Source organism: Pseudomonas sp. 8Z (assembly GCF_902506535.1).
GTDB lineage: Bacteria > Pseudomonadota > Gammaproteobacteria > Pseudomonadales > Pseudomonadaceae > Aquipseudomonas.
In genome coordinates, this window is sequence record NZ_LR733825.1 from 695,085 (window position 1) to 707,343 (window position 12,259).

Sequence of the window (12,259 nt, forward strand, 5' to 3'; positions counted from 1 at the left end):
ACGCACAGAGGCCCTCGGATAGCTTTTCAGCCCGACAGCTCGAGAACGCCCACATGCAGCTTTCCTCGCTCACCGCGGTTTCCCCCGTCGACGGCCGCTACGCCGGCAAAACCAGCGCCCTGCGCCCCATCTTCAGCGAATACGGCCTGATCCGTAGCCGCGTACTGGTCGAAGTGCGCTGGCTGCAACGCCTGGCTGCCCACGAGGGCATCCCGGAAGTAGCGCCCTTCTCCGCCGAAGCCAATGCCCTGCTCAACGAACTGGCGGAGAACTTCGCCGTCGAGCATGCCGAGCGCGTCAAGGAAATCGAGCGCACCACCAACCACGACGTCAAGGCCGTGGAGTACCTGCTCAAGGAGCAGGCCGCCAAGCTGCCAGAGCTGAACCAAGTCAGCGAGTTCATCCACTTCGCCTGCACCAGCGAGGACATCAACAACCTGTCCCATGCCCTGATGCTGCGCGAAGGCCGTGATAGCGTTCTGCTGCCGCTGATGAAGCAGATAGCTGCTGCCATCCGCGAGCTGGCGGTCAAGTTCGCCGACGTGCCGATGCTATCGCGCACCCACGGCCAACCAGCTTCGCCGACCACCCTGGGCAAGGAACTGGCCAACGTCGTCTACCGTCTGGAGCGCCAGATCGCTCAGGTCGCCGCCGTGCCCCTGCTGGGCAAGATCAACGGCGCCGTGGGCAACTACAACGCCCACCTGTCGGCTTACCCGAGCATCGACTGGGAGGCCAACGCCCGTCAGTTCATCGAAGGTGACCTGGGCCTCTCCTGGAACCCCTACACCACCCAAATCGAGCCGCACGACTACATCGCCGAGCTGTTCGACGCCATCGCGCGCTTCAACACCATCCTGATCGACTTCGACCGCGACGTATGGGGCTACATCTCCCTCGGCTACTTCAAGCAGAAGACTGTGGCCGGCGAAATCGGCTCCTCGACCATGCCGCACAAGGTCAATCCGATCGACTTCGAGAACTCTGAAGGCAACCTGGGCATCGCCAATGCGATCTTCCAGCACCTGGCCAGCAAGCTGCCGATCTCCCGCTGGCAGCGTGACCTGACTGACTCCACCGTGCTGCGCAACCTCGGTGTCGGCTTCGCTCACAGCGTTATCTCCTACGAAGCAAGCCTCAAGGGAATCAGCAAGTTGGAGCTCAATGTTCAACGTATTGCTGAAGACTTGGACGCCTGCTGGGAAGTGCTCGCCGAGCCGATCCAGACCGTCATGCGCCGCTACGCTATCGAGAATCCGTACGAGAAGCTCAAGGAGTTGACCCGTGGCAAGGGCATCAGCGCCGAAGCGCTGCAAACTTTCATTGACGGCCTGGACATGCCAGCCGCCGCCAAGGAAGAGCTCAAGCAACTAACCCCGGCGCGCTACATCGGTAACGCCGTGGCTCAGGCCAAGCGCATCTGAGGGTAGTCAGCCTCGATAACGCCCGGCTGAGCCGGGCGTTTTTGTTTAAAGGTTTTTATCTATTTCAAGGGCTTACTGATGAATCCTGATACTCCGCTGCAATTGCTGGGTGGCCTCACAGCCCGTGAGTTCCTGCGCGACTACTGGCAGAAGAAGCCGCTGCTGGTGCGCCAGGCTGTTGCCGACTTCGAAAGCCCGATCAGCCCGGACGAACTGGCAGGCCTGGCGCTGGAAGAAGAAGTCGAATCACGCCTGGTGATCGAGCATGGCGAGCGCCCCTGGGAGTTGCAGCGCGGTCCATTCAACGAAGACACCTTCCAGGAACTGCCCGAGCGTGACTGGACGCTGCTGGTGCAAGCCGTCGACCAGTTCGTCCCGGAAGTGGCCGAACTGCTGGAGGACTTCAAGTTTCTCCCCAAATGGCGCATTGATGATCTGATGATCAGCTTCGCCGCGCCCGGTGGCGGTGTAGGCCCGCATTTCGACAACTACGATGTATTCCTGCTGCAGGCTCATGGCCATCGCCGCTGGCAAGTGGGCCAGATGTGCAATTGCGACAGCCCGCTGCTCCCCCACGCCGATCTGAAGATCCTGGCCGAATTCGAACCAACTGATGAGTGGGTGCTTGAGCCCGGCGATATGCTCTATCTGCCGCCGTGCCTGGCCCACAACGGCATTGCCGAGGATGATTGCATGACCTATTCCGTGGGCTTCCGCGCGCCCAGCGCCGCCGAAGTATTGACCCATTTCACCGATTTCCTCGGCCAGTTCCTGCCCGATGAAGAGCGTTACAGCGATGCCGACATCCAGCCGAGCGAGGATCCCAACCAAATCCAGCGTGATGCCCTGGAGCGCCTCAAGGCCCTGCTCAACGAGCACATGAGTGACGAGCGCCTGCTGATGACCTGGTTCGGCCAATTCATGACCGAGCCCAAGTATCCGGAGTTGGTGGCCGGCATCGAGATCGAGGAAGAGGACTTCCTCGGCGCTCTGGAAGATGGCGCCATCGTCATCCGCAACCCCAGCGCACGTATGGCCTGGTCGGAAGTGGGCGAAGATCTGGTGCTGTTTGCCAGCGGCCAAAGCCGCCTGGTCACGGCTCGCCTGCGTGAACTACTGAAGCTGATCTGCAGCGCCGACGCGTTGCATATCGAAAACCTTGGCGCCTGGCTGGCCGACGACGAAGGGCGTACCCTGCTGTGGGAACTGGTCAAGCAAGGCAGCCTGGGATTTGCCGATGAGTGAGATCACCGTCCGTGTCGCGAACTGGCATAGAGACAATGCCGAGCTTCGTCGTATCCGCGACAGCGTATTCGTTGCCGAGCAATCGGTGCCGCCAGAATTGGAGTGGGATGCAGAAGACCCCGAGGCGATTCACTTCCTTGCCGAAGAAGGCGACTATGCCGTCGGCACCGCTCGCCTGCTACCAGACGGCCACATCGGCCGCGTCTCGGTTCTCAAGGACTGGCGCGGCTTGAAGGTTGGTGAAGAGCTGATGCAAGCGGTGATCGCCGAGGCGGAGAAACGCGGACTGCGCCAACAAATGCTGACAGCCCAAGTGCATGCCACGCCATTCTATGAAAGGCTAGGCTTTCGGATTGTCAGCGAGGAATACCTAGACGCTGGCATCCCCCACGTGGACATGGTGCGAACCAGCAACTAGAGATCGCAATGGACGAACAAGACGCCCCGCTCGACAGCCCTGAACTCCCCCCGCTTGAGTTCGAGTCGCCGGGGCGTTTTGCCATCCTCAACCCGGAACAACCCTTGCCGGATAGCGCGCAAGGAGAACCAGCTCCCTGGGTTCTGGGCACTCACGGCTTACTTGAGCGCTTCAATCAACTGCCGCAGGCGCGCGCCCATGCCCTGGCATTGATACAGCAAGCTCAACGCAGCCTTTGCATCTACAGCGATGATCTCGAGCCCTGGCTATACCACAACGCTAGCGTCCAAGAGGCATGTGCCCGCCTCCTGCTAGATAGTCCACGAGCGCGTTTGCGCATCTTGGTGCGCGATATCTCTCGCGCGGTCAAAGAGGGGCATCGCCTGCTCGCCTTGTCGCGGCGCATAACCAGCAACCTGCAGATACGCAAACTCAACCCCGACTACTCCCACGATGAGCAGGTTTTTCTGCTCGCAGACAACTGTGGTGTGCTGGTACGCCCCGAGCCAGCACAATACAGTGGCTACGCTCTCTACAATGACCCAGCACGCGCGCGCCGACTCTTGGCGCAGTTCGATCAGGCCTGGGAAACCAGCATTACCGACCCTGACTTGCGGAGCTTTTTGCTATGACCTTGCGCACGCTGCTTGCCGCTCTACTGCTCAGCCTATGCCTGCCCCTGCAGGCAGCCACCGAAGCCATCGCGCTGAATTACCGCACCGCTGATGATTTGATTGGCGTCGTGCAGTCCATGCTGGGCAATGAGGGGCGGGTCAGTGCTTATGGCAACCAACTGATCATCAACGCCCCACCCGCGAAAATTGGCGAAATTCGTGTCCTTCTGCAGCAACTTGACACCCCTGCGAGGCGCCTGCTGATCACGGTAGAAAGCAGCGACAGCAACTACCAGAACGACCGTGGCTATCGTGTCGACGGCACCTTCAGTACAGGCAGCGCCGATGTTCAGGTTGGGCGCGGCGAAGTCGAGGGTCGAGATCAAGTTCGCATCATTCGCCGTAGCACCGACAGCCGTGGCGGCGGCAGTCAGCAAGTTCAGGCTACCGAGGGATATCCAGCGTTGATTCAGGTTGGCCAAAGCGTGCCATTAACCACGACCAGCACCGGCCCTTACGGGCAGATCTATCAGGACACTCAGTACCGCGATGTCACGCGCGGTTTTTACGTGACAGCGACGCTTTCCGGCGAACTGGTGCACGTCGCCATCAGCAGCCAGCGAGATCGCGTCAACAATACACGTCCTGGCGTAATCGACGTACAAAGCACCGATACCCGTGTCAGTGGTCGCCTCGGCGAATGGATCAGCCTTGGCGGCGTCAGCGAGCAGACCAGTTCGAATGGGCGTGACGTACTCAGACGCCAAACCACCCAGGGTCGCGAAGACATGTCTTTGCGCCTGAAAGTCGAAGCGCTGGACTGACCCCTACTTAAGTCGTACGTCATATGTGGTGCATTCCGAGAAAAAACCTGAAACCGCCGAAAAGCCCGGGCCAGCAGGCTTTTCACGTGACCAAGCAGTCGCCTTGAGAATATGTAGTAGCGAAAAAAATTCACTACAAAAAGTTTGACGAAGCTTTTTGCCAGAGGCATGATGACTTCGCTCCCGCTAGCCAGGGGTCCTGAAAAAGGATCTCCGAGGCGCCAGAGAAGTACTTCAAGGCGCCCCGTGTCCCAACAGCCCAAAAGGCCGTATGACGAGGTTACGACTGGAACGTAGTTGTCCTGAGGGACGGGGAAGCATGATGTACCTGACAGTTCGACCGGCTTGCCATCACGCCAAGGGTTTCCACGAGCCCGACAGCATTGGCTGCCACGCCAGACTGCTGCCCCGCCTTTTTTGGTCAATCCTCGTCCACCAGCCGTCAACTCGCCGTCGAGCGGTAGCCCCGCAGATTCCTGCGCTTGCGCATGGTCTCGGGTAGTCGGTGCTCAACCCACACATTTCTGAAGGATTGACCATGTCCGCATATCAAAACGACATCAAGGCTGTGGCTGCGCTGAAAGAGCAATTCGGTAGCAGCTGGAGCGCAATCAACCCTGAGTCAGTCGCCCGTATGCGCGCTCAGAACCGTTTCAAGACCGGTCTGGAAATCGCCCAGTACACCGCCGACATCATGCGCAAGGACATGGAAGAGTACGACGCCGACTCCTCCCTCTACACCCAGTCGCTGGGTTGCTGGCACGGCTTCATCGGCCAACAGAAGCTAATCTCGATCAAGAAGCATCTCAAGACCACCAACAAGAAGTACCTGTACCTGTCCGGCTGGATGGTCGCCGCCCTGCGTTCTGACTTCGGCCCGCTGCCGGATCAGTCGATGCACGAGAAAACCGCTGTTTCCGACCTGATCGAAGAGCTCTACACCTTCCTGCGTCAGGCTGACAGCCGCGAACTGGATCTGCTGTTCACCGCTCTGGACGCAGCCCGCGAATCTGGCGACCACGCCAAGGCCGCCGAAATTCAGGCCCAAGTCGATAATTTCGAAACTCATATCGTGCCGATCATCGCTGACATCGATGCTGGTTTCGGCAACCCGGAGGCCACCTACCTACTGGCCAAGCGCATGATCGAAGCAGGCGCCTGCTGCATCCAGATCGAAAACCAGGTTTCCGACGAGAAGCAGTGCGGCCACCAGGACGGTAAAGTGACCGTTCCTCACGCCGACTTCCTCGCCAAGATCGCTGCCGTTCGCTACGCCTTCCTCGAGCTGGGCATCGATAACGGCGTGATCGTCGCTCGTACCGACTCCCTGGGCGCCGGCCTGACCAAGCAGATCGCCGTGACCAAAGAGCCGGGTGACCTGGGCGACCTGTACAACTCCTTCCTCGATTGCGAAGAAATCTCCGCCGGCGAGTTGGGTAACGGTGACGTGATCATCAAGCGCGAAGGCAAGCTTCTGCGTCCCAAGCGCCTGCCGTCCAATCTGTTCCAGTTCCGCAAGGGCACCGGCGAAGACCGCTGCGTACTGGACTGCATCACCAGCCTGCAAAATGGCGCCGACTTGCTGTGGATCGAAACCGAGAAGCCGCACGTTGGCCAGATCAAGGCCATGGTTGACCGCATCCGCGAAGTCATCCCGAACGCCAAGCTGGTGTACAACAACAGCCCGTCCTTCAACTGGACGCTGAACTTCCGCCAGCAGGTGTTCGACGCCATGGCTGCCGACGGCAAGGACGTATCGGCCTACGACCGCGCCAAACTGATGAGTGTGGAGTACGACGAGACCGAACTGGCCAAGCTGGCTGACGAGAAGATCCGTACCTTCCAGCGCGATGGTTCGGCCCACGCCGGCATCTTCCACCACCTGATCACCCTGCCGACCTACCACACTGCGGCCCTGTCCACCGACAATCTGGCCAAAGGCTACTTCGCCGACCAGGGCATGCTGGCCTACGTGAAAGGTGTTCAGCGTCAGGAACTGCGTCAGGGTATCGCCTGCGTCAAGCACCAGAACATGGCTGGCTCCGACATCGGCGACAACCATAAAGAGTACTTCGCTGGCGAAGCTGCTCTGAAGGCGAGCGGTAAAGACAACACCATGAACCAGTTCCACTAAGAATGGTTCTCCCCTGCGGGCCACGCACCCGCAGCGGCCAATTGCCTAATCCGCCCCGGCTTGCCGGGGCTTTTTTATCGCTAGGTTTTGTACGAAAAATCGTCGAGCGAAGGTCAGGTACGGTAAATGAGCATTTGCCCGGACTGACGCTCCAGCCCGTTTTAACTAAGCATCATCGAGCGCAGGCGCTTTTCGTCCAGAGCCTGGAAAACAGTCACGGCATTCAATATGTCCGACCTCGTCCAAGCTAAGTTAGACGGCGCATATTATCGCCTCATTTCTCCTGCATCCGCTCAATCAAGAGCCCTCAATGAAGGCATGCGGAAGTTGTACTTCCGCATGCTTGCGTATTAATGCAAAGAGCCATTTGACGCCACTCAACAGGTGAAGCTCATTGCGCTTTAACCATCCTGATCACCCGCTGAGGTGGACGCAACCAACACCAACGCCGTTATCGAAGATTCGTCACGCGGCGCAAGGCTGCGTGTTGCAAATAGACATTCTGACCGGGCTGTCCTGGGGCGATTTCAACTCAGCATCACCGACAGGTAATTTCCGTACAAAGTCTAGGAACCAATAGGTTCATACAGCGCCTGTGTAGTGGCAGTTAGAGGCAACTACCGACATCAATGCCGCCTTCTCTTGCTTGCGTGAGGTGCCGTGAAATTTATTTTTCAAATGGAAATTTACTTATGCCGTTAACCGGGCATAGAATTGATTTCAGGATTTTTCAGGGTTAGTGCTTCGTGCGCAGCCTCATTACAAATAATAGAAGCCGTCTCTTTCCCAAGGGGTACCGGCATGCCTGATGCGGTAACGACCATGTCCCAGAACTGGGCTTTCGCTGTTTTCCTGCTTGGTGTATGCGGGCTCATCGCCTTCATGCTCGGCGTTTCCAGCCTGCTTGGCAGCAAGGCGTGGGGGCGCAGCAAGAACGAGCCGTTCGAGTCGGGCATGCTCCCCACCGGCAGCGCGCGTCTGCGCTTGTCAGCCAAGTTCTATCTGGTCGCGATGCTCTTCGTGATCTTCGACGTTGAAGCCCTCTATCTCTTCGCTTGGGCAGTCTCAGTGCGCGAAAGCGGCTGGGCGGGCCTGATCGAAGCTACAGTTTTCATAGCAATTCTGTTGGCAGGTCTTGTCTATCTTTGGCGTATCGGCGCGCTCGATTGGGCTCCGCAGGGACGTCGTGAACGACAGGCGAAGCTAAAACAATGAGGCTTTGGCGATGCAATACAAACTTACTCGGGTCGACCCGGATGCGCCCAATGAGGCGTATCCGATCGGCCAGCGGGAGGTCGTCTCCGACCCGCTGCTAGAAGATCAGGTTCACAAGAACATCTACATGGGCAAGCTCTCGGACGTGCTTAACGGCGCGGTCAACTGGGGGCGCAAGAACTCCTTGTGGCCGTACAACTTCGGCCTGTCCTGCTGCTATGTGGAAATGACCACCGCCTTTACCGCCCCGCACGACGTGGCGCGCTTCGGCGCGGAAGTCATTCGTGCATCACCGCGTCAGGCCGATTTCATGGTCATCGCCGGCACCTGCTTCATCAAGATGGCGCCAGTCATCCAGCGTCTCTATGAGCAGATGCTGGAGCCCAAGTGGGTCATCTCCATGGGTTCATGCGCCAATTCCGGCGGCATGTACGACATCTACTCGGTCGTTCAGGGCGTGGACAAGTTCCTCCCCGTGGACGTCTACATTCCCGGCTGCCCGCCCCGCCCCGAGGCGTTCCTGCAAGGCTTGATGCTGCTGCAGGAATCCATCGGCCAGGAGCGCCGCCCGCTATCCTGGGTCGTAGGCGATCAAGGCATCTACCGTGCCGAAATGCCTTCGCAGAAGGAACAGCGACGCGAGCAGCGAATCGCCGTTACCAACCTGCGTAGCCCCGACGAAGTCTGAGCCGGTGCTTGCCTGAGCAAGCGTCACGCCCACTTTCTACGTTGATCGACAGCGACCGAGACCATGACTCAAGACACCGTTGTGTCCATACCGCCTTATAAGGCTGACGACCAGGACGTCGTCGCCGAACTGCGCGCCCGCTTTGGCGACGACAGTTTCACCCTGCAAGCGACCCGCACCGGCATGCCGGTACTCTGGGTCGCTCGTGAGCGCCTTATTGAAGTGCTCACCTGCCTGCGTAACCTGCCGCGCCCCTACGTGATGCTTTACGATCTGCACGGCGTCGACGAGCGCCTGCGCACCCAGCGCCGCGGCCTGCCAGATGCCGACTTCACGGTTTTCTATCACCTGATGTCGCTGGAGCGTAATAGTGACGTAATGATCAAGGTGGCCTTGTCCGAGCGCGACCTCAACCTGCCCACCGCCACCGGCATCTGGCCCAACGCCAATTGGTACGAGCGCGAAGTCTGGGACCTGTACGGCATCACCTTCACCGGCCACCCACACCTGAGCCGCATCATGATGCCGCCGACCTGGGAAGGTCACCCGCTGCGCAAGGACTACCCGGCGCGCGCCACCGAATTCGATCCGTTCAGCCTGACCCTGGCCAAGCAGCAGCTAGAAGAAGAAGCTGCGCGCTTCCGCCCCGAAGATTGGGGCATGAAACGCGGCGGCGAGCACGAGGACTACATGTTCCTCAACCTCGGCCCCAACCACCCATCCGCCCACGGCGCCTTCCGCATCATCCTGCAGCTCGACGGCGAAGAAATCGTCGATTGCGTGCCGGAGATCGGCTACCACCACCGTGGCGCCGAGAAGATGGCCGAGCGGCAGAGCTGGCACAGCTTCATCCCTTACACCGACCGCATCGACTACCTAGGCGGGGTGATGAACAACCTGCCCTACGTGCTCTCGGTGGAGAAGCTGGCCGGCATCAAGGTACCGGCCCGTGTCGACTTCATCCGCGTGATGATGGCCGAGTTCTTCCGCATCACCAGCCACCTGCTGTTCCTCGGCACCTACATCCAGGACGTTGGCGCCATGACGCCGGTGTTCTTCACCTTCACCGACCGCCAGCGCGCCTACAAGGTGATCGAGGCCATCACCGGCTTCCGCCTGCACCCGGCCTGGTACCGTATCGGCGGCGTCGCCCACGACCTGCCGCGCGGCTGGGACAAGCTGGTCAAGGAATTCGTCGACTGGCTGCCCAAACGCCTCGACGAATACGAGAAGGCCGCGCTGAAGAACAGCATCCTCAAGGCCCGTACCATCGGTGTGGCGCAATACAACACCAAGGAAGCGCTGGAATGGGGCACCACCGGTGCCGGTCTGCGCGCCACTGGTTGCGACTTTGACCTGCGCAAGGCGCGCCCCTACTCCGGCTACGAGCACTTCGAGTTCGAAGTGCCGCTGGCCGTCAACGGCGATGCCTATGACCGCTGCATGGTGCGCGTCGAGGAGATGCGCCAGAGCATCAAGATCATCGATCAGTGTCTGCGCAACATGCCGGAAGGCCCCTATAAGGCGGACCATCCGCTGACCACACCGCCGCCGAAAGAACGCACGCTGCAGCACATCGAAACCCTGATCACCCACTTCCTGCAGGTTTCCTGGGGGCCGGTCATGCCGGCCAACGAAGCCTTCCAGATGATCGAGGCGACCAAGGGCATCAACAGCTATTACCTGACGAGCGACGGCAGCACCATGAGCTACCGTACCCGGATTCGCACCCCCAGCTTCGCCCACCTGCAGCAGATCCCCTCGGTGATTCGCGGCAGCATGGTGGCGGATCTGATTGCTTACCTGGGCAGTATCGACTTCGTCATGGCCGACGTGGACCGCTGATCATGAGCACGCTAATTCAGACCGACCGTTTCACCCTCAGCGAAACCGAGCGCTCGGCCATCGAGCACGAGATGCACCACTACGAAGACCCGCGCGCCGCCAGCATCGAGGCGCTGAAGATCGTGCAGAAGCAGCGCGGCTGGGTGCCGGATGGTGCCGCTGACGCCATTGGCGCGATCCTCGGCATTCCCGCCAGCGATGTTGAAGGCGTGGCCACCTTCTACAGCCAGATCTTCCGTCAGCCAGTCGGCCGTCACGTGATTCGCGTGTGCGACAGCATGACCTGCTATATCGGCGGCCATGAGTCGGTGGTCAGTGAGATGCAGAAGCAGCTCGGCATCGGCCTCGGCCAGACCACCAGCGATGAGCGCTTCACCCTGCTGCCGGTGTGCTGCCTGGGCAACTGCGACAAGGCCCCTGCGCTGATGATCGACGACGACACCTTCGGCGATGTGCAACCGGGCGGCGTCGCCAAGCTGCTGGAGGACTACAAATGAAGACCCTGACCTCCATCGGCCCAGCCAACCGCATTACCCGCAGCGAAGAAACTCATCCGCTGACCTGGCGCCTGCGTGACGACGCCCAGCCGGTATGGCTGGAGGAATACCAGCAGAAGAACGGCTACGCGGCCGCACGCAAGGCGCTGACCGAGATGGCCCAGGCCGACATCGTGCAGACCGTCAAGGAATCCGGCCTCAAGGGCCGTGGCGGTGCGGGCTTCCCCACGGGCGTGAAGTGGGGCCTGATGCCAGCCGACGAATCCATGAACATCCGCTACCTGTTGTGCAACGCGGATGAAATGGAGCCCAACACCTGGAAAGACCGCATGCTCATGGAGCAACTGCCGCACCTGCTGGTGGAAGGCATGCTGATCTCCGCGCGCGCGCTCAAGGCCTATCGCGGCTACATCTTCCTGCGTGGCGAGTACGTCGACGCCGCCGCCAACCTCAACCGCGCCATCGAGGAAGCCAAGGCCGCCGGCCTGCTGGGCAAGAACATCTTCGGCAGCGGCTTCGATTTCGAGCTGTTCGTGCACACCGGCGCCGGTCGCTATATCTGCGGCGAAGAAACCGCGCTGATCAACTCGCTGGAAGGCCGCCGCGCCAACCCGCGCGCCAAGCCGCCCTTCCCCGCGGCCGTAGGCGTCTGGGGCAAGCCCACCTGCGTCAACAACGTCGAAACCCTGTGCAACGTGCCGGCCATCATTGGCCAGGGCGTGGACTGGTACAAAAGCCTCGCCCTCCCCGGCAGCGAAGACCACGGCACCAAATTGATGGGCTTCTCCGGCAAGGTGAAGAACCCCGGCTTGTGGGAGCTGCCTTTCGGCATCAGCGCCCGCGAACTGTTCGAGGACTATGCCGGCGGCATGCGCGATGGCTACAGGCTCAAGTGCTGGCAGCCTGGCGGCGCCGGTACCGGCTTTCTGTTGCCTGAGCATCTCGAGGCGCAGATGTACGCAGGCGGCATCGGTAAAGTCGGCACGCGCATGGGCACCGGCCTGGCGCTGGCGGTCGACGACTCGATCAACATGGTTTCCCTGCTGCGCAACATGGAAGAGTTCTTCGCCCGCGAGTCCTGTGGCTGGTGTACGCCGTGTCGCGACGGCCTGCCGTGGAGCGTGAAGATTCTCCGCGCCCTGGAACGCAAGCAAGGCACCGCCGAAGACATCCAGACCCTGCTCGGCCTGGTCAACTTCCTCGGCCCCGGCAAGACCTTCTGCGCGCATGCGCCAGGTGCCGTGGAGCCGTTGGGCAGTGCCATCAAGTATTTCCGTGAAGAGTTCGAGGCCGGTGTGGCCCAGGCGGCGACCACGCCCCGCATACCGACGACTGCGAACTGAACAGACGAATTC

11 protein-coding genes are annotated in these 12,259 nt (G+C 60.4%); all 11 read left to right on the forward strand.

Annotated features, from left to right (window positions below; translation table 11 throughout):
* Positions 1-53 precede the first annotated feature (53 nt).
* The 11 genes from purB (at position 54) to nuoF (ending at position 12,247) form a co-directional block, all read left to right on the forward strand.
* Positions 54-1,424 (forward strand): adenylosuccinate lyase, encoded by a 1,371-nt coding sequence (purB, locus tag AERO9A_RS07370; RefSeq protein WP_159971255.1) that lies wholly within the window; start codon positions 54-56, stop codon positions 1,422-1,424.
* Between the two features lie 78 nt (positions 1,425-1,502).
* Entirely contained in the window at positions 1,503-2,669 is a 1,167-nt protein-coding gene (locus tag AERO9A_RS07375; protein WP_159971256.1) for a cupin domain-containing protein, read from the forward strand.
* Complete coding sequence (locus AERO9A_RS07380; protein WP_159971257.1) at positions 2,662-3,087, forward strand: GNAT family N-acetyltransferase; 426 nt, start codon at positions 2,662-2,664, stop codon at positions 3,085-3,087. The genes AERO9A_RS07375 and AERO9A_RS07380 overlap by 8 nt, the downstream gene beginning before the upstream one ends.
* Positions 3,088-3,095: 8 nt before the next feature.
* Positions 3,096-3,719 carry a histone acetyltransferase HPA2 gene (locus AERO9A_RS07385; protein WP_159971258.1) on the forward strand — a complete coding sequence of 208 codons (624 nt, stop codon included), beginning with the start codon at positions 3,096-3,098 and terminating at the stop codon, positions 3,717-3,719.
* Complete coding sequence (locus tag AERO9A_RS07390; RefSeq protein ID WP_159971259.1) at positions 3,716-4,525, forward strand: secretin N-terminal domain-containing protein; 810 nt, start codon at positions 3,716-3,718, stop codon at positions 4,523-4,525. The genes AERO9A_RS07385 and AERO9A_RS07390 overlap by 4 nt, the downstream gene beginning before the upstream one ends.
* A gap of 538 nt (positions 4,526-5,063) precedes the next feature.
* Positions 5,064-6,659, forward strand: a complete 1,596-nt coding sequence (locus AERO9A_RS07395) for an isocitrate lyase (protein ID WP_159971260.1) — start codon at positions 5,064-5,066, stop codon at positions 6,657-6,659.
* An 801-nt stretch (positions 6,660-7,460) separates the two neighbouring features.
* Complete coding sequence (locus tag AERO9A_RS07400) at positions 7,461-7,874, forward strand: NADH-quinone oxidoreductase subunit A (protein ID WP_037055877.1); 414 nt, start codon at positions 7,461-7,463, stop codon at positions 7,872-7,874.
* 10 nt (positions 7,875-7,884) lie between these two features.
* Positions 7,885-8,562 carry an NADH-quinone oxidoreductase subunit B family protein gene (locus tag AERO9A_RS07405; protein WP_037055875.1) on the forward strand — a complete coding sequence of 226 codons (678 nt, stop codon included), beginning with the start codon at positions 7,885-7,887 and terminating at the stop codon, positions 8,560-8,562.
* A gap of 63 nt (positions 8,563-8,625) precedes the next feature.
* Complete coding sequence (nuoC, locus tag AERO9A_RS07410; protein ID WP_159971261.1) at positions 8,626-10,407, forward strand: NADH-quinone oxidoreductase subunit C/D; 1,782 nt, start codon at positions 8,626-8,628, stop codon at positions 10,405-10,407.
* The gene (gene nuoE, locus AERO9A_RS07415; protein WP_159971653.1) at positions 10,404-10,904 is read left to right on the forward strand and encodes an NADH-quinone oxidoreductase subunit NuoE; all 501 of its coding nucleotides are present in this window, start codon (positions 10,404-10,406) and stop codon (positions 10,902-10,904) included. The genes nuoC and nuoE overlap by 4 nt, the downstream gene beginning before the upstream one ends.
* Positions 10,901-12,247 carry an NADH-quinone oxidoreductase subunit NuoF gene (gene nuoF / locus AERO9A_RS07420; protein WP_159971262.1) on the forward strand — a complete coding sequence of 449 codons (1,347 nt, stop codon included), beginning with the start codon at positions 10,901-10,903 and terminating at the stop codon, positions 12,245-12,247. The genes nuoE and nuoF overlap by 4 nt, the downstream gene beginning before the upstream one ends.
* Positions 12,248-12,259 lie beyond the last annotated feature (12 nt).

What these genes read in the sequence shown, in the direction of transcription:
- purB (WP_159971255.1), top strand. Translation starts at nt 54, where the DNA reads ATGCAGCTTTCCTCGCTCACCGCGGTTTCCCCCGTCGACGGCCGCTAC.
- AERO9A_RS07375 (WP_159971256.1), top strand. Translation starts at nt 1,503, where the DNA reads ATGAATCCTGATACTCCGCTGCAATTGCTGGGTGGCCTCACAGCCCGT.
- AERO9A_RS07380 (WP_159971257.1), top strand. Translation starts at nt 2,662, where the DNA reads ATGAGTGAGATCACCGTCCGTGTCGCGAACTGGCATAGAGACAATGCC.
- AERO9A_RS07385 (WP_159971258.1), top strand. Translation starts at nt 3,096, where the DNA reads ATGGACGAACAAGACGCCCCGCTCGACAGCCCTGAACTCCCCCCGCTT.
- AERO9A_RS07390 (WP_159971259.1), top strand. Translation starts at nt 3,716, where the DNA reads ATGACCTTGCGCACGCTGCTTGCCGCTCTACTGCTCAGCCTATGCCTG.
- AERO9A_RS07395 (WP_159971260.1), top strand. Translation starts at nt 5,064, where the DNA reads ATGTCCGCATATCAAAACGACATCAAGGCTGTGGCTGCGCTGAAAGAG.
- AERO9A_RS07400 (WP_037055877.1), top strand. Translation starts at nt 7,461, where the DNA reads ATGCCTGATGCGGTAACGACCATGTCCCAGAACTGGGCTTTCGCTGTT.
- AERO9A_RS07405 (WP_037055875.1), top strand. Translation starts at nt 7,885, where the DNA reads ATGCAATACAAACTTACTCGGGTCGACCCGGATGCGCCCAATGAGGCG.
- nuoC (WP_159971261.1), top strand. Translation starts at nt 8,626, where the DNA reads ATGACTCAAGACACCGTTGTGTCCATACCGCCTTATAAGGCTGACGAC.
- nuoF (WP_159971262.1), top strand. Translation starts at nt 10,901, where the DNA reads ATGAAGACCCTGACCTCCATCGGCCCAGCCAACCGCATTACCCGCAGC.